Genomic DNA, 19,132 nt, shown 5'->3' with positions numbered 1-19,132 from the left:
CGTTATTTGATTGTTTTTACTCGTAATTTCGATTCGCCAAGGTTGACTTTACCGAATTGTATTTTTTATTTATTGATTGAATAACTTTATCTCTAAATGATTCATCTACTTCTTTTTCTGCCGAAGAAAGTAACGCATTTGCATCTACTTTGACAGATGGTTTTTTTGAAATATTGGGAACTTCCATCTTTTCGCCGGTTTCAATTTCAGCTAAAAGTGATTCGGCAGTAGTATATTTATTCGTTGATTTTTTTGATTGATTTTCAACAATTGCTTCTTTTTTGTTGGAATGATTATCTAATAAAAAATCTTTCTTTGGATTAATTACAATGGGATTTTCTTTCGGATTTTTCTTTGCTTGAATTACTGTAACAACATCTTCATTAGTTACTCTAGTTGAAAAATTATTTTCGATTTCATTCTGGTTTTCAACATTTTTGATTTCATTTTCAAAAACAATTTCTTTCGTTGGAGTTGTATTTTCAACTGAATTACTTTGATTTATCATAAAAATCCCAATCAATGTGAATCCCATAAAAATAGCAGCAATAGAAAGCCATTTATAACTTCGTTTCGGTTTTTGTTCTTCTACCGAAAGCATCGCATCCAAACGATCCCAAGCATTTTGAGAAGGCTGAATCTCTCGCTGATTCAACTTTTCTTTGATTTGTTTTTCTATATTATTCGGTTCCATTTTCATAATTCTTTAACTTGTTAATCTGATTTTGAAGCATCTTTCTGGCGTGTGATAATTGCGATTTTGACGTTCCTTCGTTTATACCTAACATTTCGGCAATTTCCTGATGTTTATAACCTTCGATAGCGTAGAGATTAAAAACCATCTTGTATCCATCCGGCAAACTATCAATGAGAAACTGAATATCATCAACCGAAAATTTGCTTTCTATATCGTTATACCGTTCTTCAAAAAACGTTTCGTCTTCTATAAATTTCACTTGCTTTTGAACTCTAATAAATGAAATTGATTCATTGACCATAATTCTTCGAATCCAGCCCTCAAAACTGCCTTTGTGCTCAAAATTTTTTAAACTTGAAAAAACTTTCATAAAAGCGGTAATCATGACATCTTCGGCCTGTTGCAAATCCTTAATATATTGTCTGCAAACGCCCAACATTTTTGGCGAAAATTTTGTGTAAATCTGATGTTGAGCATGCCGGTTATTTTCGACAGCCAATCGGATTGTGCTTTTCTCGTCTTGATGTAAGTTGATAACTTTCATTTTTTTAAGGTAATTGGCAAAAGGTAATCGGTAAATGGTTAAATAAATTTGACAATCAGTTTAAATTCAGATTCTATTGGTATAGACGAATGAAGTTTGAAAAAGGTTGCATGGGAAAATAGCAATTTGTCAATTATTAAGGCAATAAATTGACTATCAACAAGTTAAAAAATAAAATTTATTTATGGGCTAATTATGTCATTGCCACATTCCCTACTTCTTCCTTTCAATCACATAATTCACCATTAAAACCAATGCTTCTTTGTATGCGGATGACGGGAAACTATCTAAAAGCGGCAATGCTTCTTGTTGAAATTGAATCATTTTTTGCTCAGCATAGTCCAAACCGTGGTTGCTTTTTACAAAAGTAATGACTTCTTTGACTCGTTTTTTGTCTTTATTATGATTTTTGATGGAATTAATGAGCCAACTTTTTTCCTTTGAAGTACAATTATTTAAAACATAAATTAGAGGAAGCGTCATTTTTTGCTCTTTGATATCAATACCGGTTGGTTTGCCGATGGCTTCGTCGGTATAATCAAATAAATCATCTTTGATTTGAAAAGCCATTCCGATAAGTTCACCAAATTTTCGCATTCTTTCAACCACTTCTTGATTTTCAGGCAAAACTGAACAAGCACCAAGAGAACAACAAGCGGCAATTAACGTAGCGGTTTTTTGACGGATGATTTCGTAATAAATGTCTTCGGTAATATCTAATCGACGGGCTTTTTCAATTTGGAGTAATTCGCCTTCACTCATTTCGCGAACGGCAACAGAAATGATTTTAAGTAAATCAAAATCGTTATTATCAATCGAAAGCAATAATCCTTTAGACAATAAAAAATCGCCTACTAAAACGGCAATTTTATTTTTCCATAAGGCATTAATCGAGAAAAATCCACGACGACGGTTACTGTCATCCACCACATCATCGTGAACTAAAGTTGCCGTGTGAATCAATTCGATTACCGATGCACCACGATAAGTTCGTTCGTTTATCAAACCGTTTGAAACCATTTTGGCGGTTAAGAAAACAAACATCGGACGCATTTGTTTTCCTTTTCGATTTACAATGTAATAAGTGATTCTATTAAGCAACGCTACTTTAGAAGACATCGAGTCATAGAACTTTTTTTCAAAAAGTTCCATCTCTTTAACGATGGGTTGCTTAATTTGCTCGGTGATTTTCATGAAAGCTCAAAGATAGTTAGAAAGTTAGAAAATCACAACTTGATTCAAGTAAGTTTATACTACTTAAAACTACTTTGAAATTAATTCTGTAAGATGTTGTTTTATTGTAAATTTTTTATTTCTTTGACAAAATATAAAAACCACAATTTTATGAAAAAAATTACCATTTATTTATTTCTTTTAACTTCTACATTGTTTTTAAATAGTTGTGCCTCTATTCTTAACAGTAAAAACCAAAAAGTTACTGTTCAAACAGGTTCTGCTAATTCTAAAGTTTATGTAAATAATGTATTGGCTGGAACAGGTTCTTCTGTTGTAACAAAAATGCCACGAAATGCTTCTGTACAACAAATTAAAGTAGAGAGGGAAGGTTACAAACCAACTTACAAAATTCATTACCAAACAGGCAAATCACCGCTTTACATAATGTCATGGGTTCCTTTTGGATTATTAGTCTATCCTCCATTTATGGATATTGGTCCAAAATCATATGATTACAAAAAAGAAATTTCTGTAAGTGCAAGTAGCTTAGAAATTAAAAAAAGAGCAGATGATGAAAAATATATTTATCTAAAAAATACCGCTTTTGATGTAAAAAAAGAAGATGTGAAATTAAAAAAGACAAAACATCGATCTTACAAAAAAGCTAAGAATAAATTTAAAGAATCTAAAGTATTTGATGAAGATATTAAATTTAATAATTCTATATTCTCTGAGGCTGTTGATGAAATTTTGAAAAACAATAATTATATCGATACAACACAAACTATTTTCAAAAGCAAAACCAATACGCTTTATATTAGTTCTAAGATTACAAAAGTTGAGTTTCAAGATGTATACAGTATTTATGCTAGGCAATACATGAATTTTCTTGTAACAAAAATTGATATTGAATGGGAGATTTATGATTTGTATGACCAATCAAAATACAAAAAATCATTTAAAGCGGAGTCTGGCGAATTTGCCATGAAAACAGAGAACTTTGTGAGAATGAGTGTAGAAGATGCCATTACTGAGTCATTTTATAAATTTCTTGATGCCAAAGAAGTCAGAGACATTATTAAGAAAGAAAATGAAGAAAAAATCAACTACGAACAGTTGGTTCTTACCAAGTCGTTGCCAATCAACAACTTAGAAGATGCATTAAACTCTACTGTTACAATCAAAGTGAAGAATGGTCACGGCAGTGGTTGCGTAGTTTCTAAAGATGGCTATGTTGTGACAAATTTTCACGTTGTTTCCAGTACAGACAAAATAACTGTTGTTGATAGAAATGGAAAAGAATATAACGCTAAAGTAATCCGTAAAAATGAAAATTTAGATTTGGCGTTAATTAAACTTGACGACGCAGATTTTAAGAACTGTTATCAAATTCCGAGTGAAAAAAACTACATTATTGGTGATGATATTTTTGTAATTGGAACACCTACTTCTGTTGAGCTTGGTCAATCTTTAACAAAAGGAATTGTATCCGGAACAAGAACGTTTGATAAAAACAACTTTATTCAAACAGATGCTAGTGTAAACGGTGGAAATAGCGGAGGTGCCTTAACAAAAAAATCGGGTGAATTAATCGGCATTGTTAACGCAAAAGTATCCGGTTTCGGAGTTGAAGGAATAGGATTTTCTATCCCTGCTGAATTGATAGTTTCTGGTTTATTCGTTAAGAATTAAATCACTACATTATTACAAAAAAAGGTGCCTTGAGCACCTTTTTTTATTACGATTTATTTGCCAATTGGCCACAAGCAGCATCAATATCTTTTCCGCGACTTCTGCGTACTTTGGCAATTACGCCAATCTGGTCTAACGCTTTTACATATTCATCCAAAGCAGCATCCGAAGCTTGTTGAAACATACCGTCATCAATAGGATTGTATTCGATTAAATTAACTTTGCACGGCACGTATTTACAAAATTTTACCAATGCATCGATCGATTTTTTATCGTCGTTGATTCCTTTCCAAACCACGTATTCATAGGTGATTTTGCTTTTGGTTTTTAGATACCAATATTCTAAACTTTGACGCAATTCTTTCAGCGGAAAACTTTTGGAAAAAGGCATGATTTCAGCACGAATTTCATCAATTGCAGAATGCAGCGAAACAGCTAATTTGAATTTCACCTCTTCATCAGCCATTTTTTTTATCATTTTCGGAATTCCGGAAGTGGAAAGTGTGATGCGTTTGGGCGACATCCCTAATCCTTCCGGCGACGTAATCATTTCGATGGCTTTAATGACATTGTTATAATTCATCAACGGTTCGCCCATTCCCATAAAAACGATATTGGAAAGCGGTCGGTCAAAATATAAACGGCTTTCGTTATCAATGACCACCACTTGATCGTAAATTTCATCTGGATTGAGGTTCCTCATTCGTTTTAAACGAGCGGTAGCACAAAAATTACAATCTAAACTACAACCCACTTGACTGGAAACACAAGCTGTTGTTCGTGTTGCGGTTGGAATTAAAACGCTTTCTACCACCAAACCATCATACAAACGAACGGCATTTTTCACGGTTCCGTCTTCGCTGCGTTGCATTTGATCGACTTTGATGTGGTTGATGACAAAATTGTCTTCCAACATTTGACGGGTTTCTTTCGAAATATTCGTCATGTCATCAAAGTTATAGACCTTCTTACTCCATAACCATTCATAGATTTGATTGCCACGAAATGCTTTGTCGCCTTGAGCAACAAAAAATTCTCGCAGTTGTATTTTGGTCAATGCCCGAATGTCTTTTTTGGTGGTATTCATAGTGCAAATTTAGGTTAATTTGACGATTTGTATAATTTTGTTTTGTATTTTTGATATATAAACTTTTTTTGCAATGAATATAAATGAACTTAAATTAGAAATTATACGCCTTATTCTCAAAGTAGAAGATGAAACCATCTTGCTTGCAATCCAAAAAATTATTGAAAATAAGTTTGAAACTTCTGACCCTCCATTATCTTTAGTGGAAGAACCGGCTGAGAAAATACTTTCTGAAACCGAAAACAAAATCATTGGCTATGATGCAGATGGAAAAGCATTAAATCTTTCAGATTATAACAACAAAGTTGAAGAAGGTCTAAACGACATTAAAAACAACAGAGTAATAAGTCAAGAAAAGTTAGAAAAAGAGATTGAAAGTTGGTACAATGAATAACTATTCGATTTTTTGGACTTTGAATTCTCGTAATGATTTGAACAAAATAAAAAACAATATTTCCAAATCATTGATGATTAGATTAATTAATGCTCCAAAAGAAATTACTTTTGCAGAACAATTTCAATTAGATGAATATCGAAATGATTGCCGACGAATAATTGTTGGCAATTTCAAATTACTTTATCAATATTCAAATAATACCATTTTTATAATTCGCGTTTTTAATTCACGCCACAATCCTGAAAACAGTAAATAATTATGCATTTCCTCTCCGAAGATTTAGAAGATTACGTGACGGCTCATTCGCAAGATGAACCGGAATTATTAGCTCAATTGAACAAAGAAACCTATCAAAAAATTTTATTGCCACGCATGTTAAGTGGTCATTTTCAGGGAAGGGTTTTGAGTATGTTATCTAAATTAATTCGTCCGACTTCCATTTTGGAAATTGGAACCTATACCGGTTATGCAACTTTATGTTTGTGTGAAGGAATGCAAGCAAACGGAATTGTTCATACGATCGATATTAAAGAAGAATTAGTTGACTTTCAACGAAAATATTTTGACCAATCACCATGGGGAAATCAAATTGTGCAACATTTGGGTGAAGCAGTAGAGGTAATTCCAACATTAGACACGAAATTTGATTTGGTTTTTATTGATGCGGATAAAGAAAATTACCTCAACTATTATGAATTAATAGTTCCAAAAATGAACAAAGGCGGTATTATTTTATCGGATAATGTATTGTGGTCCGGTAAAGTGGTTGAACCTTTGAAAGAAGGCGATTTGAGTACGAAAATTTTATTGGAATACAATCAACGATTAAAAAATGACCCAAGAGTGGAAACAGTTTTGTTGCCTATTCGAGACGGGCTGACGCTAAGTCGGGTGCTTTAATTAGTTGAAAAATACTTTGGCTGCATTATTTTATAAATACGATAAAATAAAGTTCCAGTAAAGATTCCGAAGATGTAGCCTGAAATAATATCTGCAGGAAAATGCAATCCGAGGTAAATTCGGCTATAGGCAAAAATTAACGGAAATAGGAATAACCAAAACAGATACTTAAAATGTTTTCTGAAAAGCAGAAAAATAAAAGTCGTGGTTGCCATAGAATTGGAAGCATGACCGGAAAAATAACCATACGAACTTCGTTCCAAAACCTCTCTAACTTGACCTTCTAAAGTTGGATCGCTGCATGGCCGAAGACGTTCGAACATGTATTTAGCAAGATTAGTTAATTGGTCTGTAACGAGAATTAAAGCCGCCAGAAAAAGCACTAAAATTCCAAATTGTTTCCAACCGATTTTTTTTATGATAAAATAGAAAACAAAAACAAATAAAGGCGACCAATAGACTTGTTTGGTGATGACTAACCAAAATCCGTCCCATTGTTCAGAGCCCAAATTATTGAGAAAAAGAAATAAATCTTTATCAAGTTGAATAAGTTCTTCCACGGTTAAAACTGTCTTTTAATGGGTCCGGTGATTTGTTCGATATCTTCTTTAGTTTTTTCAATTTCGGTTGTAAAGTTGGTGTCTACTCCTGTTGTTGAATTCACTGTACTGTTAAAACTTTGTTTTACTTTGTCAATTTCTTCCGAAATTCCACCGGTTAAGCTGTTGGTGTCTATTCCGTTGGCTTCTGCACTTTTTTGAATTTCATTTTTTATATCATCGGTGGCGTATTTCAACTGTCGAAACATTTTGCCCAATGTTCTGGCTATTTCGGGAACTTTATCGGACCCAAAAAGCATCAGTACCACTAATATGATGAGTATGAATTCTCCTCCTCCTATTCCAAACATAATTCTGTTGTTGTTTTGATTGCAAATGTACGAAGATTTTTTAGCCCTGATAGTAGCGGAAATATTTTGCTGTTTTTCCTTGATTTTGTTGGCAAAAAAAAGCGACCAACGGAAGCTCTTTTTTTGACTTACAAAATCTGTAAAAACAGCAAAATATTGAAGCGGATAGCAGGATTAGCTTCTTATTTTGATTTATCTAATTCGTCGAATTTTGATTTTACGGCTTCTTTTGGCCAAGTATTATTAGTCACATCAATATCGGCTGTTTCCAATTTTGGATCGAGCTGAATTTTTTTGATTGGTTTATCTGTGGCAAAAACTCTTGTAGCCGTTTGGTTGCTTTTTCGCCAAATTTGTGCCGGGAAATGATGGGTTTCAGAAGTCCCATCTTCAAATTGCAACTCAACGATAATTGGCATAATCATTCCGCCCGGTTTATCAAATTCTACTTCGTAGAAATATTTTGGTTCTTTTAATATTGCTTTTTCTTCGGCTGTGTATTTTGTTGCAATAAAGTCGTTTAACGAACTGATATCTTCTCTTGCCAATGCTTTTTTATGGTTATTTTTAAGCTCTTTATGATTGGATTCTACCAAATAAACATAAGGTCCGGTGGCGGTTCCGAAACGGCCTCTGCGGGCTTTTACGTTCTTTAATTCTGTGGTTGGTTCATCGGTTACAAAATATTGTTTCACTTCTTTGATACCGATATCGACGTAATCGGTCGAGAAAAACCAACCTCGCCAAAACCAATCTAAATCAACGGCAGAAGCGTCCTCCATTGTTCTGAAAAAATCTTCCGGAGTTGGATGTTTGAATTTCCAACGGTTGGCGTAGGTTTTAAAAGCGTGGTCAAACAACTCGCGACCCATAATGGTTTCACGTAAAATATTTAATCCGGTTGCAGGTTTGGAATAAGCATTGGCACCAAATTGGTGAATGCCTTCGGAGTTGGACATAATCGGTTCTAAAAATCGTTGATCGCCACTCATATAAGGCACAATTTTGCTTGCCGGTCCGCGACTGGATGGGTAATTTTCCATGAAATCCTGTTCGGCTAAATATTGCAAAAAAGTATCTAATCCCTCGTCCATCCAAGACCATTGGCGTTCGTCTGAATTAACAATCATTGGAAAATAATTGTGTCCTACTTCGTGGATAATTACGCTAATCATTCCATATTTGATGCGGTCTGACACAAATCCGTTAGCATCCGGGCGACCGTAATTCCAACAAATCATTGGGTATTCCATTCCTTGATCTTCGGCAGAAATGGAAATGGCTTTGTGGTACGGATAATCGAACGTGTGACGCGAATAAGTAATCAACGTTTGAGCAACTGCACGAGTTGAGAATTCTTCCCACAACGGATTACTTTCGTTTGGATAAAGTGAAATCGCCATCACATTTTTGGTATCTAATTTCACTGCCATTGCATCGTAAATGAATTTTCTGGAGGATGAAAATGCATAATCACGCACGTTTTCTGCTCTAAATTTCCATGTTTTTGTTTTAGTGGAAAAACCTTTTTCATTGGCTTTTGCTTCTTCCGGGGTGATAATTAAAACCGGTTTGTCGAATGTTTTTTCAGCTAACTCGTAGCGTTTGATTTGCTCCGCAGTAAATACCTCTTTTCTATTGAGTAAAACACCGGTTGCTTCCAAAACATGATCAGCAGGAACAGTAATGTTAACGTCGTAATTTCCAAAAGGAAGAGCGAATTCGCCACGTCCCCAAAATTGCATATTTTGCCATCCTTCGACATCATTGTACACAGCCATTCTTGGAAAAAATTGAGCAATTACAAACAATCGATTGCCATCTTTTTCAAATTCTTCGTAACCTGAACGACCGCCATCGACTCGGTAATTATTAATGTTATACCACCATTTTATGGAAAAAGAAACTTTTTGATTTGGTTTTAATGGCGTTGGCAAATTAATTCGCATCATCGTTTGATTGATGCTATGCGAAAGTGGTTTTCCACCCGCATCGTGCACATGAACGATATTGAATCCCCCATCGAAACCATCTTGCATGTATTTTTTCACGAAACCATCTACAGGAATAGAACCATCCATTCGTTGACTCTCAATCAATGGCGTTTTTGATTGACGGGAACGCATATTTTGGTCTAATTGCACCCATAAATATTCTAGTTCATCGGGAGAATTGTTAAGATAGGTTATCGTTTCAACTCCATCTAATCGTTTGTTCTTGTCATCGAGAACGATGTCCATTTTATAGTCGGCTTGTTGCTGATAGTAAGCAGGACCCGGAGCACCGGAAGCCGTTCTGAACATGTTGGGCGTTGCCAATAAATCATAGAGTTGGCTAAATTTATTGGTGTCATAATGACCCGGCTCGCGTTTGGTTTCGGTTTTCTCCTGAGCAAATAATATTGCTGGAAATAATGCTAAAAATAAAAACTTCTTCATTCGTATTTTTTTTTAATCGTCTAAAGTAAGCATTTTAGAAATGTCGATACATTTTTATCAATAATTTAACAACTCTGTACGATTTTCAAAAGTGAGCAAAGCACTTAACTTTTTACCGGAAATTTGAGTGTGAATGATGTGTTGTTGTTCGGGAAGAAAATCGAAAAGTAAAGTATTTTTGATTTCGAGTGAATTGATTTTGGAAACGTCTCGAATCACATGATATAAAATAATCACATCGTCTTCGATTTCTTTGTCTAAAAAAACGGTTGGTTTTGTTTTACTATTGACTTTTATTGAAAAATTTTCGCTGAAATAATTCTTCAACAGTTGAATTTCTTCTTCTGTTTCTTTGGTTGAACCGATATAGAATTTCTTTTTGTACTTTTTTTCTAAAGCGTTATTCAAATCATCAATAAAAATTCGGCTAGTGATTTGAATGGTTTTTTTGTCTTGAGCAAAATTAATTTGTGTGACAGAAACATAAAATTTATGCATTTCAAAAGACGAAATGGCAAGCGAAATGATTATCAAAAAAATAATAAAAAACCTATTTTTCATGCTAATTACTCCTTTCGTAAATTTTTGTATTCTTTGCTTTTACTGATTAAAAAATCAATTAAATCAATTTCTTTATTGGTTGCTAATAACTTTCTTACATTAGGATCTGAATCGCAATAATTCAAAAACAAACCAATTTCTTCTTGCTTTAAACCCAATGTTTCGGTAAAAAAATGATAGGTAAATTTATCTTTCACCGCTTCTTGAAAATTTTTATTCGAAGTAAAAACAAGGGGTTGGTCTTTGCTTTTTTCTTTTCCGAAAAGTTTACCCACCATTTTCCCTATTTTAACAAAGTCCATCCCGTAGGGAATAGACAAATCGCTTGGCATGGCAGTGTTGAACTGGGTTGATTGAAAATCTTTTTCCAATTGCATATCCGAAATCTCGCCACTGTTAAAGGCACTTTGCTTGTCTGTGACTTTAATGTTTTTCGCATCTTTTTCTAAATCGCCCGTAAGTGTTGAAGGCGTTACAACAACTTCATCCAACTCGTTGATGAACTCCTCCAATTTTATTTTTAACACGATGACTTTAAAATCATTTTCGGTTAGAACCAGTTTCTTCGATTTAAAAATCACACTCGAAAAAACTAAGGTGTCCGATGGTCGAGCATACATGGTAAAAAAACCTAAATCATCAGTAACAGCTCCTTTATTAGAAGAAATATTAAAAACCGTAACATTATCGATGCCGGTTAATTCAGAAATAATTTGTCCTTTGATAATTTCTCTTGAGCCGAGTTGTGCAAAAGAAAATTGAGCCAAAAGCAAGGTCATTAAAAGTAGTAGTCTATTTTTCATTATTTAAAAAGTTTAAAAAGTCTTGTGCTAATTCGCCTAACAAAAAGGTGACACGTGATTTATTTTTGACCTGTATCGCTTGTGCTAAATCAACATCTTCTACCACATAAAACTTGAAGCCATTTACATATTCTTTGGGCATTTTAAATGTATCCGTAAAAACTGATTCTTCAAAATTATCATCTAACCATAGGAGCATAAATTCCTTTTTTTCAATGCCAATGTCTTTTTTTAATTGCTTTGTTCTCCCCGACATCCAATTTAACAATGGATCTAAAAGTCCGGTTGTAGCAGTTCTTAATCTTCTTTCCGCCGGCGTATAGGAAACCGGTTTATAATTAATAATCCCTAAATCTTGGGCATTGATTTTAGTATATTCTGTCACTACCACTTCGTCTAATTCACTGACTTTAGCGGACATTAAAATTTCAATTTTTTCGTTTTTAATATCGGTTGAAGAAATACTTTTTCGCCAATAATTCAAATGAACAGCAGAAAAAACAAGCAAATCATCTTCCTTTACTTCCAACCAAAATTCTCCATTTTGATTTGTAATCGTTGCTTTTTCTGAAACCAAATTGGTAACATGAATGCCTTCTGCGGAAGCGTTTTCAACTTTTACAACGCCATAAATCGTTTTTTGACCATAGCTACAAAGCGTGGTTAAAATTGCAATTTTAAGGTACAAAAAAAATCTATTCATCGCTGTTAAGATACGTTAAAAATTCTTTTGCTAATTTTGAAAGGCACAAGCTTCCGTTGATTGTATCATTAGAATTGAGGTAATTTATAAATTCGTCGTCATAAACTACAAAAACTTTGAAACCATTTATATTTTCCTCCGGAATGCTTAGTTGATTGACGTAGAATTCATTTTCATGCCAATCGTTCAACTCTTTTAACCATAATTCCTTTTTTTCAATTTCAACTTCTTTTTTTAATTGATTGGTTCGCCCACTAATTTGATTAATTAGCCCATCAACACTCATTCCGCCTAACGGAATTAGAAGCGGACTATACCATTTAAATTTTTCTGCGGTTCGCAATCTTCGCTCGGCGGGTGTATATTTTTTAGGTTCATAATCAATAATTCCCAACTCTTTAGCATTGATTTTGGTATATTCGGTTACTACTACTTCCTCCAATTTTTGCTCTTTTGTGGTCATTATAACTTCAATAAAGGCATTTTTGATGTCGTTTTCCGAAATGCTTTTTCGCCAATAATTCAAATGAACGGCAGAAAAAACAAGTAGATCATCTTCTTTTACTTCCAATAAAAACTCGCCTTTTTCATTAGTTATAGTTGCTTTTTCGGTAACCAAATTAAGTACATGAATACCTTCTGCGGAAGCGTTTTCAATTTTTACAACGCCATGAATTTGCTTTTGACCAAAAACAAAAGTTATTGTAAAGAATGAAAATAACAAGAAAATTAAAGTTCTACTCATCTGCTTTCAAATAGGTTAAAAATTCATCTGCTAATTGAGTAATTCTAAAATTTCCGAGCACTTTGCTGTTTGAATTTATGTAATCCGTCAATTCCTCATCATAGATAATAAAAAATTTGAATCCTTCAACATATTCTCCCGGAATGCTTAGTTGATTGATATAAAACTCATAATCAAACCAGTCGTTCAATTTTTTAATCCGTAATTCCTTTTTTTCAATTTCCAATTCACCTTTAAGTAATTTGGTTCTTCCGGTTGCCCAATACAACAGCGGATCTAAAGGTATTAACAAGGAATTAAAGTTAATTAAATCAATTGTTTTGAGTTGTGCCGGTCTTAATTTTCGCTCTACCGGTGTATAGCTTTTTGGTTTATAATCAATAATTCCCAAATCTTGAGCGTTGATTTTGGTATATTCGGTCACAACAACTTCTTTTAATTTTATATCTTTTGGTGTGATTTCGATTTCAATGTAGCCATTTTGAATGTCTTTCGCTGAAATACTCTTTCGCCAATAATCTAAATGAACAGCAGAAAAAACGAGTAAATCATCTTCATTTACCGCAATGGAAAACTCCCCTTTTTCATTGGTTATAGTTGCTTCTTCCGAAACCAAATTAAGCACATGAATTCCTTCTGCCGATTGCTCTTTCACCACAACTTTTCCTTTGATTGTTGTTTGTGAAAATAGCATTGGACCCCAAAACAAAAAAACGATTATGACAATTTTACTTTTGCTCATCGAGCAAACTAATTTTATAATTTTCTATCAATTCTTTACAATTTAAAAACAAAGTTGAAACAAAATTTTTATTATTCAACAAAGCATCAAGTAAAAGTATTGCAAAGCCTTGCCAAGAATTTCCCAACAAGTTTGTAATTTTTTGTTAATCTGATGAAAATCCAATCGGCACGATCCGTATTTTTGTAAAAACAGAAATCATGAAAAACTTACTTATCGCCAGCACTTCCACTCTTCATGATGGCAATTACCTCGAGTATTTGTTACCCGAATTACAACTTCATTTTGCTCACTGCAAAACCATTTTATTTGTGCCGTATGCCCGACCCGGTGGAATTTCGCATGATGATTATACGCTGAAAGTAAAATCGTTTTTTACTTTATTGAATATTAAAGTCAACGGTTTACACGAATTTTCCAACGCAACCGGAGCCATTGAAAAAGCAGAAGGCATTTTTACGGGAGGTGGCAACACCTTTTTGTTGGTCAAGCAATTGCACCAAAACAACCAAATGCAAATACTCAAAAAAGTTATCGAAAATGGCACACCATATTTGGGCACCAGTGCCGGAAGCAACATTTGCGGACTCACGATGCAAACCACCAACGACATGCCGATTATTTATCCACCGAGTTTTGAAACGTTGGGAGCGATTCCTTTTAATTTGAATCCGCACTACTTGGATGCCGATTTGCACTCGAAACACATGGGCGAAACCCGCGAAACTCGCATTAAAGAATTTCATCAATTCAATACACAACCTGTTATTGGTTTGCGAGAAGGAAGTTGGCTCGATGTAAAAGGCGACCAAATTGTTTTAAAAGGAGCATTATCCGCACGGTTATTTCGGCAAAATCAGGAAGCGATTGAGGTGGAAAGTGGGAGTGAGATGGGGAAGTTTCAATAGAAATGACAATGGCAAAAATCAATAGCAATAGCAAAGATCAATTACAATTTTAAAAAGCAACTTCAAAAATCTAGTAATCTGAAAGTTTAAAAATCCAATAATCATTTTTTGGGCGTGCCCCTCCGTAAACTGCGGGTCGGGCTATTCGCTGCAAGTCCTCGTTCGTCGTGCCTCCTCTCTGTGGGCTTTCCGCTGCTATCCCTCACGTCAAATTGTGCTAAAAGAGAGTTAGAGCTTGAAAATATTACTCAAATACAAGTTATTTTTAAATCGATTTAAGTATATTCGAAAAATGAAATCATAACTATCATTCTAAATTAAAAACAATGAAATTTGGAGAAATCATTTTTTATCTAGTTATAGCATTAATAGCATTATACTTTGTTAGTAAGTATGTTAAACTATTTTTCATGCCTTCAGAAACTGAAAAAGAATATCAAAGAAAATTAGAAGAAAGCTTAAAAGATGAGTTTATAATTGATCCCGAAACGGGTGCAAAATTAACATTAGCACAAGCTCAATCAGGTCATTGGATTGCTCATGATAATGAGTTCAAAATAGTACCGAAAAATGAGATTGAAAAACTATTAACGGAAGAAGAAAAAAAGTTTGAGATATGTAAAAATTACCTTAAAGAAAGTATTGAGTATAAAAAACACAAACTAACTGACAAACAGATACAAGTTCTTGAAGACACTAAAATTTTATCAAAATATGATAATTGGAGCTATAGTGATTGCTTTAATTTAGAATACACTGATGGACTAATTTTATTACCAGCTGTTGAAATTAATGATAAAACTCCAATATATTTTAGTAATAATTATACTGAACCTCAAGTTTTGTTTTGGTTAAAATTTGATTTTGACATGGGTCACTACTATTTAAGAGAAAAATTGAATATAGAAAAATTTTTAGACTTGATAAAAAAAGACGATGAGTTACAACTAAAAAATTATGAATCTTTTACAATCAGAAAATCAAACAACGTTATTAAAATTATAAAAATTTTAGAAAAATTTGAAAATCAAGAAAGAATAGAAATTGAATTTATGGATAACAATCTTTTTGTCAAAAATGAAAGATTGGCAACTTTGGAAGAAATTAAAAGATTGGAAACAATTATAAAAAATTTAATCTAAATTACTGTTTTTCAACTTGTTTATCATTTATTTTCAAATAACAAGAAAATACATTTAATAATATGATTAATACGTTGATTTCAAGCTTCCTTTTCTTCATCTTTACCTACGGATTATTTCTTTCCGCAATTACTCATACTTTCTCTTCAAACTTCGTTAAGAAAAAAAAGAAAAACCTTTTTGGCAACTTTTTGAAAAAGAATTTAATAAATTACCAAAAAGTAATGCATTTATGGCTTTCAACCTATTTTTAAAAGAATTAATAAACTCTATTTGGCTATCGGATAAAGAATTAAAAAAGATTGAAAATGTCAATAATTTGGAAAACTTTGAAGACTTAATTACAAATTATCAAAAGCAAAGAAACAATTCTTTCAAAAATTTAACGATTCTTTTTTTAGCAGTAATTTTTATTCATGGGGTAGGATTTAAGTATATTACTTAAGATTATTTAAAACAAAAAAACCCCAAACTTTCGTTTGAGGTTTTTAGCAGAGCGGAAGACGAGGCTCGAACTCGCGACAACCAGCTTGGAAGGCTGGAGCTCTACCAACTGAGCTACTTCCGCAAATGTGAGTGCAAATATAGACAAATTGTTTTCTTTGTTGCAACTTTTTTTTTAAAAAAATTATCAAAAAGCTAACAGAATTTATAACCAATTTATTCTGAAAAAGTTATATCTTTAGTTTTCGAAGTTTGACGATAGAAATTATGCTTACTTTAAAAGAAATAACAGCTTTGGAAACCTATTCCGTGCGACATCCCGTTCTTCGGGAAGGAAAACCAATGGAAAGTTGCCACTTTGAAGGAGACAATTTGCAATCAACCATTCACCTTGGCTTGTATATTAATTGTGCTTTAATTGGCGTTGTTTCGCTATTTAAAAACAAAAACGAAGCTTTTGAAGAAAAAAAACAGTTTCAAATTCGGGGAATGGCCGTCTTAAAACACCATCAAAAAAGAGGTTACGGCGAAAAATTGCTCCACGAAGCTGAAGAAATTGCAAAAAAATACAAGTGTAACTTACTGTGGTTTAATGCTCGCGAAATAGCCATTCCGTTTTACGAAAAAGCAGGCTATTCCATTCACGGAAAACCTTTTGAAATTGGCGATATTGGCACTCATTTTGTAATGTATAAAAAAACGAATCCGATTTCTTAGTTGCTATGAAGCATTTTTACTTACTTTTTTTTGTACTCCTACTGATTTCTTGTGATAAGAAAAAAACGCCCAAATCCTGTAGTCAAAATATTCCAATAGTTGACGTGACAACGGAGGGAAAAGTGTTGGCAATTGATTCTACTTATCTTTCAAAAACAAATGATTCGATTTTAAAAGCGTTCTATCGAGCAAATGGAAACAAAACGTTTTGGTTGGCATTCAATTGCCGAGAATCCCTGCTCACGGTTCTTACAACTTTGGAAGAAGAAGGCTTGAATCCTAAAGATTTTGATTTGAAAAAAATCGGTAAATTTGAAAAATCCATCTCACTATTATCCGATAAAGAACTGGTTGAATATGATTTAATACTTACGAAAAATTTAAAAAAATATATAGAAAAAACGGCCAAAGGTTCTTTAAATCCGAAAGAATTATACAAAGATTGGGATTTAAAAGAAAACAAAATCGACGTTCAAGAATTGCTTTTGAATTTTCAACGAAAAGATTCGTTTGATTATGCGGTAAATGAAGTAAAACCTCATCATATTGTTTACCACAAACTAAAAAATAGTTTGAAAATAATCAACCAATTCCCGGATGAAAATTTTAAAAAACTAGAACTTAAAGATAAAATTGTTTTGAACGACACCAACGATGTGTTGATTGAGGTGAAAAAACGACTTGCGTACTGGTATGACATGAAAAAACCAGATTCGTTGACCAACATTTATGATGAAACGACGTTTAATGCCATCAAAAACTTTCAAAGCAGACACGGTTTGGCTCCCGATGGCGTAATTGGAAAGGGAACAATTGCGTCGCTGAATTTTACCAAACAAAAAAGAAAAGAACAAATTATTGCCAATATGGAACGTTGGCGATGGTATCCTCGAAATTTTGAAAAAGAATACCTCATTATCAATATTCCAGATTATTCATTAACCGTTATAAAAGACAAAGATACCGTGAGGTCGCACCGAGTAATTGTTGGAAAAGCCAGTAGAACCACGCCTATTTTGTCTTCTAAACTAAGTTATGTGGTTTTTAATCCGACTTGGACCGTTCCGCCCACCATTTTAAAAGAAGATGTGATACCGGCTGCTACCAAAAACAGAGGTTACTTTGCCTCGAAAAATATTACAATTTATAGTGGAAGTACTATTGTGAGTCCGTCTGACTGGATTCCGTCGAAAGGAAGATCCTACCGGTATGTGCAGTCTCCTGGAAGTTCAAATTCATTAGGACTGGTAAAAATCATGTTTCCGAATCGATTTTCCGTTTATCTGCATGATACAAATACGAGAGGCTATTTTGAACGCGAAAACCGCTCGTTGAGTTCAGGTTGTGTCCGGGTGCAAAATCCGTTTGAATTAACAGAATACCTTCTTGACGATCCCGAAAATTGGAACAAAGAAAAGATTGATGAAGTGTTGGCTGAATCCAAAACCAAAAATGTAAACTTTACCAAACCCATTTACCTCCATCTTTTATATTGGACAGCCTGGAGCGATAAAAATTTACTTATTTTTAGAGATGATATTTACGGTTTGGATGCCGAATTATATAAAAAACTACGAAATTAATTTCGAAGCCACTTTATAACTTCTTGACGGATGATAAATAAACAAACAGGATTTGTCTTTTATTGTTTTGATGATTTCTTGGTTTAGTTCCACCGGCAAAGCAGGACAGCCTTGGCTTCTGCCTAACCGTTTGTTTTGTTTGATGAATTGTTCCGAAACATAATCTGCTCCGTGAATCACAACAGCTCTATCGCGAGCTTTGTCATTAATTCCTCTTTCCAAACCATCCAAACGAAGCGAGAGACCATGCTTACCTTGGTACGTTTCTCCTGTAAGGTAAAAACCTAAACTACTTTGATACGATTCTGATTTATTCGAAAATGCAGTGGCGAATTCTTCCCCTGAATTTCTTCCGTGAGCCACTAAGGAATGATACAAAACCGTGTTGGTGTTCATGTCAATTACCCACATTCTTTTGGAATTGGCAGACAAACTAAAATCAACCAACGTTAAAATATCGTTTTGAATTAACCCTTTTTGCTTTAACTGGTAAAAACCTTCCAACGCTTTGGTAAAACTTTCCAATTGTGGAAGTTTAAAGTTTTTAGCATCTAGATTATTGTATAAAGAAATAACTTTAGATTCAAAAGTTACTTTGGTATTGGATGCGACGGTGGCAGGGTCTGTGGTATTATTTGTTGGCGTTGTGAATGAAAATAATCCAAACAACAAAACCGATAAGATCTTGTAATTCATTGGTAATCTACAGGTTAAAAATTAGACTTGGGACGTCAAAAATATAAATTAAAAGTTTAAAACCAAATTATTTTAAACTAAATATCAACTTTTTTGGAAATTAACTCACTTTCAAAACAGAAAACTCAGCAGAAAACGGAAAAAAACTACAATTCGTATCGCAAAAGTGTAACATAACTAAACTTTAACGTCTTTATAAATTATTTCTTAAGGAAATGATAAAGTAATTGTAACTAAAAATCCAATA

At 33.5% G+C, this 19,132-nt stretch carries 22 protein-coding genes and 1 tRNA gene; 9 read left to right on the top strand and 14 right to left on the bottom strand.

Annotation, left to right across the window (positions count from 1 at the left end; all coding sequences use genetic code 11):
• Nucleotides 1-16: 16 nt before the first annotated feature.
• The 3 genes from B0I10_RS08630 to B0I10_RS08620 all read right to left on the bottom strand — a co-directional run bounded on the left by B0I10_RS08630 (nucleotide 17) and on the right by B0I10_RS08620 (nucleotide 2,435).
• Entirely contained in the window at nucleotides 17-694 is a 678-nt protein-coding gene (locus B0I10_RS08630) for a hypothetical protein (RefSeq protein WP_146740328.1), read from the bottom strand.
• Nucleotides 681-1,241, bottom strand: a complete 561-nt coding sequence (locus B0I10_RS08625; RefSeq protein ID WP_112086106.1) for an RNA polymerase sigma factor — start codon at nucleotides 1,239-1,241, stop codon at nucleotides 681-683. Before B0I10_RS08625 ends, B0I10_RS08630 begins: the two co-directional genes overlap by 14 nt.
• 213 nt (nucleotides 1,242-1,454) lie before the next feature.
• Nucleotides 1,455-2,435, bottom strand: coding sequence for a polyprenyl synthetase family protein (locus B0I10_RS08620; protein WP_112086105.1), 981 nt, complete (start codon nucleotides 2,433-2,435; stop codon nucleotides 1,455-1,457).
• A gap of 150 nt (nucleotides 2,436-2,585) precedes the next feature.
• Between B0I10_RS08620 and B0I10_RS08615 the strand changes: the two genes are divergently transcribed.
• Entirely contained in the window at nucleotides 2,586-4,109 is a 1,524-nt protein-coding gene (locus B0I10_RS08615) for a S1C family serine protease (protein WP_181456927.1), read from the top strand.
• Nucleotides 4,110-4,155: 46 nt separating this feature from the next.
• Here the strand turns inward: B0I10_RS08615 and rlmN are convergent, their stop codons facing one another.
• A complete protein-coding gene (rlmN, locus tag B0I10_RS08610) occupies nucleotides 4,156-5,196 on the bottom strand; it encodes a 23S rRNA (adenine(2503)-C(2))-methyltransferase RlmN (RefSeq protein WP_112086103.1) in 1,041 nt (346 codons plus the stop codon).
• 73 nt (nucleotides 5,197-5,269) lie between these two features.
• On the opposite strand from rlmN, the gene B0I10_RS08605 reads away from it, so the two are divergent.
• Genes B0I10_RS08605 through B0I10_RS08595 form a run of 3 tightly spaced genes read left to right on the top strand, consistent with a single transcriptional unit; the run spans nucleotide 5,270 to nucleotide 6,493 of the window.
• Nucleotides 5,270-5,590, top strand: coding sequence for a hypothetical protein (locus tag B0I10_RS08605; protein ID WP_112086102.1), 321 nt, complete (start codon nucleotides 5,270-5,272; stop codon nucleotides 5,588-5,590).
• Nucleotides 5,583-5,849 (top strand): type II toxin-antitoxin system RelE/ParE family toxin, encoded by a 267-nt coding sequence (locus B0I10_RS08600; RefSeq protein WP_112086101.1) that lies wholly within the window; start codon nucleotides 5,583-5,585, stop codon nucleotides 5,847-5,849. Before B0I10_RS08605 ends, B0I10_RS08600 begins: the two co-directional genes overlap by 8 nt.
• Before the next feature lie 2 nt (nucleotides 5,850-5,851).
• Nucleotides 5,852-6,493 carry an O-methyltransferase gene (locus tag B0I10_RS08595; RefSeq protein WP_112086100.1) on the top strand — a complete coding sequence of 214 codons (642 nt, stop codon included), beginning with the start codon at nucleotides 5,852-5,854 and terminating at the stop codon, nucleotides 6,491-6,493.
• On the opposite strand, the gene B0I10_RS08590 is transcribed toward B0I10_RS08595, so the two are convergent.
• The 8 genes from B0I10_RS08590 to B0I10_RS08555 all read right to left on the bottom strand — a co-directional run bounded on the left by B0I10_RS08590 (nucleotide 6,490) and on the right by B0I10_RS08555 (nucleotide 13,395).
• Nucleotides 6,490-7,053 (bottom strand): phosphatase PAP2 family protein, encoded by a 564-nt coding sequence (locus B0I10_RS08590; RefSeq protein ID WP_112086099.1) that lies wholly within the window; start codon nucleotides 7,051-7,053, stop codon nucleotides 6,490-6,492. The genes B0I10_RS08595 and B0I10_RS08590 overlap by 4 nt on opposite strands.
• A gap of 2 nt (nucleotides 7,054-7,055) precedes the next feature.
• Complete coding sequence (locus B0I10_RS08585; protein WP_112086098.1) at nucleotides 7,056-7,403, bottom strand: Sec-independent protein translocase subunit TatA/TatB; 348 nt, start codon at nucleotides 7,401-7,403, stop codon at nucleotides 7,056-7,058.
• Between the two features lie 182 nt (nucleotides 7,404-7,585).
• Complete coding sequence (locus tag B0I10_RS08580; protein WP_112086097.1) at nucleotides 7,586-9,841, bottom strand: M1 family metallopeptidase; 2,256 nt, start codon at nucleotides 9,839-9,841, stop codon at nucleotides 7,586-7,588.
• 57 nt (nucleotides 9,842-9,898) lie between these two features.
• Nucleotides 9,899-10,402, bottom strand: coding sequence for a DUF6702 family protein (locus B0I10_RS08575; protein ID WP_112086096.1), 504 nt, complete (start codon nucleotides 10,400-10,402; stop codon nucleotides 9,899-9,901).
• 5 nt (nucleotides 10,403-10,407) lie between these two features.
• A complete protein-coding gene (locus tag B0I10_RS08570) occupies nucleotides 10,408-11,205 on the bottom strand; it encodes a carboxypeptidase-like regulatory domain-containing protein (protein WP_112086095.1) in 798 nt (265 codons plus the stop codon).
• Nucleotides 11,195-11,908, bottom strand: coding sequence for a hypothetical protein (locus tag B0I10_RS08565; protein WP_112086094.1), 714 nt, complete (start codon nucleotides 11,906-11,908; stop codon nucleotides 11,195-11,197). The genes B0I10_RS08570 and B0I10_RS08565 overlap by 11 nt, the downstream gene beginning before the upstream one ends.
• Nucleotides 11,901-12,653, bottom strand: a complete 753-nt coding sequence (locus B0I10_RS08560) for a peptidase associated/transthyretin-like domain-containing protein (RefSeq protein ID WP_112086093.1) — start codon at nucleotides 12,651-12,653, stop codon at nucleotides 11,901-11,903. Before B0I10_RS08560 ends, B0I10_RS08565 begins: the two co-directional genes overlap by 8 nt.
• Nucleotides 12,646-13,395, bottom strand: coding sequence for a carboxypeptidase-like regulatory domain-containing protein (locus B0I10_RS08555; protein WP_112086092.1), 750 nt, complete (start codon nucleotides 13,393-13,395; stop codon nucleotides 12,646-12,648). The genes B0I10_RS08560 and B0I10_RS08555 overlap by 8 nt, the downstream gene beginning before the upstream one ends.
• A gap of 200 nt (nucleotides 13,396-13,595) precedes the next feature.
• Between B0I10_RS08555 and pepE the strand changes: the two genes are divergently transcribed.
• The 3 genes from pepE to B0I10_RS08540 all read left to right on the top strand — a co-directional run bounded on the left by pepE (nucleotide 13,596) and on the right by B0I10_RS08540 (nucleotide 15,890).
• Nucleotides 13,596-14,303, top strand: coding sequence for a dipeptidase PepE (gene pepE, locus B0I10_RS08550; RefSeq protein ID WP_112086091.1), 708 nt, complete (start codon nucleotides 13,596-13,598; stop codon nucleotides 14,301-14,303).
• A 326-nt stretch (nucleotides 14,304-14,629) separates the two neighbouring features.
• Nucleotides 14,630-15,445 carry a hypothetical protein gene (locus B0I10_RS08545; protein WP_146740327.1) on the top strand — a complete coding sequence of 272 codons (816 nt, stop codon included), beginning with the start codon at nucleotides 14,630-14,632 and terminating at the stop codon, nucleotides 15,443-15,445.
• 232 nt (nucleotides 15,446-15,677) lie between these two features.
• Nucleotides 15,678-15,890, top strand: coding sequence for a hypothetical protein (locus B0I10_RS08540; protein ID WP_112086089.1), 213 nt, complete (start codon nucleotides 15,678-15,680; stop codon nucleotides 15,888-15,890).
• 50 nt (nucleotides 15,891-15,940) lie between these two features.
• Here the strand turns inward: B0I10_RS08540 and B0I10_RS08535 are convergent.
• A tRNA-Gly gene (locus B0I10_RS08535) sits at nucleotides 15,941-16,013 on the bottom strand.
• 143 nt (nucleotides 16,014-16,156) lie between these two features.
• Here B0I10_RS08535 and B0I10_RS08530 point away from each other — a divergent pair.
• Both B0I10_RS08530 and B0I10_RS08525 read left to right on the top strand, forming a co-directional pair.
• A complete protein-coding gene (locus B0I10_RS08530; RefSeq protein WP_112086088.1) occupies nucleotides 16,157-16,606 on the top strand; it encodes a GNAT family N-acetyltransferase in 450 nt (149 codons plus the stop codon).
• Between the two features lie 5 nt (nucleotides 16,607-16,611).
• The gene (locus B0I10_RS08525; protein WP_112086087.1) at nucleotides 16,612-18,189 is read left to right on the top strand and encodes a L,D-transpeptidase family protein; all 1,578 of its coding nucleotides are present in this window, start codon (nucleotides 16,612-16,614) and stop codon (nucleotides 18,187-18,189) included.
• Here B0I10_RS08525 and B0I10_RS08520 read toward each other — a convergent pair.
• Complete coding sequence (locus tag B0I10_RS08520) at nucleotides 18,178-18,885, bottom strand: murein L,D-transpeptidase catalytic domain family protein (RefSeq protein ID WP_112086086.1); 708 nt, start codon at nucleotides 18,883-18,885, stop codon at nucleotides 18,178-18,180. The genes B0I10_RS08525 and B0I10_RS08520 overlap by 12 nt on opposite strands.
• Nucleotides 18,886-19,132 lie beyond the last annotated feature (247 nt).

Origin of the sequence: Flavobacterium lacus (assembly GCF_003268815.1) — a bacterium.
Taxonomy (GTDB): Bacteria; Bacteroidota; Bacteroidia; order Flavobacteriales; family Flavobacteriaceae; genus Flavobacterium; species Flavobacterium lacus.
Note: the sequence above shows the minus strand (reverse complement) of the source record. Positions and strands in the feature narration are given on the sequence as shown.

Excerpts from the sequence above, each read along its gene's own strand:
- B0I10_RS08570 (WP_112086095.1), bottom strand. The coding sequence starts at position 11,205 with ATGAAAAATAGACTACTACTTTTAATGACCTTGCTTTTGGCTCAATTT.
- B0I10_RS08600 (WP_112086101.1), top strand. The coding sequence starts at position 5,583 with ATGAATAACTATTCGATTTTTTGGACTTTGAATTCTCGTAATGATTTG.
- B0I10_RS08555 (WP_112086092.1), bottom strand. The coding sequence starts at position 13,395 with ATGAGCAAAAGTAAAATTGTCATAATCGTTTTTTTGTTTTGGGGTCCA.
- B0I10_RS08580 (WP_112086097.1), bottom strand. The coding sequence starts at position 9,841 with ATGAAGAAGTTTTTATTTTTAGCATTATTTCCAGCAATATTATTTGCT.
- B0I10_RS08615 (WP_181456927.1), top strand. The coding sequence starts at position 2,586 with ATGAAAAAAATTACCATTTATTTATTTCTTTTAACTTCTACATTGTTT.
- B0I10_RS08520 (WP_112086086.1), bottom strand. The coding sequence starts at position 18,885 with ATGAATTACAAGATCTTATCGGTTTTGTTGTTTGGATTATTTTCATTC.
- B0I10_RS08625 (WP_112086106.1), bottom strand. The coding sequence starts at position 1,241 with ATGAAAGTTATCAACTTACATCAAGACGAGAAAAGCACAATCCGATTG.
- B0I10_RS08540 (WP_112086089.1), top strand. The coding sequence starts at position 15,678 with ATGGCTTTCAACCTATTTTTAAAAGAATTAATAAACTCTATTTGGCTA.
- B0I10_RS08605 (WP_112086102.1), top strand. The coding sequence starts at position 5,270 with ATGAATATAAATGAACTTAAATTAGAAATTATACGCCTTATTCTCAAA.
- rlmN (WP_112086103.1), bottom strand. The coding sequence starts at position 5,196 with ATGAATACCACCAAAAAAGACATTCGGGCATTGACCAAAATACAACTG.
- B0I10_RS08575 (WP_112086096.1), bottom strand. The coding sequence starts at position 10,402 with ATGAAAAATAGGTTTTTTATTATTTTTTTGATAATCATTTCGCTTGCC.
- pepE (WP_112086091.1), top strand. The coding sequence starts at position 13,596 with ATGAAAAACTTACTTATCGCCAGCACTTCCACTCTTCATGATGGCAAT.
- B0I10_RS08595 (WP_112086100.1), top strand. The coding sequence starts at position 5,852 with ATGCATTTCCTCTCCGAAGATTTAGAAGATTACGTGACGGCTCATTCG.
- B0I10_RS08565 (WP_112086094.1), bottom strand. The coding sequence starts at position 11,908 with ATGAATAGATTTTTTTTGTACCTTAAAATTGCAATTTTAACCACGCTT.
- B0I10_RS08545 (WP_146740327.1), top strand. The coding sequence starts at position 14,630 with ATGAAATTTGGAGAAATCATTTTTTATCTAGTTATAGCATTAATAGCA.
- B0I10_RS08525 (WP_112086087.1), top strand. The coding sequence starts at position 16,612 with ATGAAGCATTTTTACTTACTTTTTTTTGTACTCCTACTGATTTCTTGT.
- B0I10_RS08530 (WP_112086088.1), top strand. The coding sequence starts at position 16,157 with ATGCTTACTTTAAAAGAAATAACAGCTTTGGAAACCTATTCCGTGCGA.
- B0I10_RS08560 (WP_112086093.1), bottom strand. The coding sequence starts at position 12,653 with ATGAGTAGAACTTTAATTTTCTTGTTATTTTCATTCTTTACAATAACT.
- B0I10_RS08620 (WP_112086105.1), bottom strand. The coding sequence starts at position 2,435 with ATGAAAATCACCGAGCAAATTAAGCAACCCATCGTTAAAGAGATGGAA.
- B0I10_RS08585 (WP_112086098.1), bottom strand. The coding sequence starts at position 7,403 with ATGTTTGGAATAGGAGGAGGAGAATTCATACTCATCATATTAGTGGTA.
- B0I10_RS08630 (WP_146740328.1), bottom strand. The coding sequence starts at position 694 with ATGGAACCGAATAATATAGAAAAACAAATCAAAGAAAAGTTGAATCAG.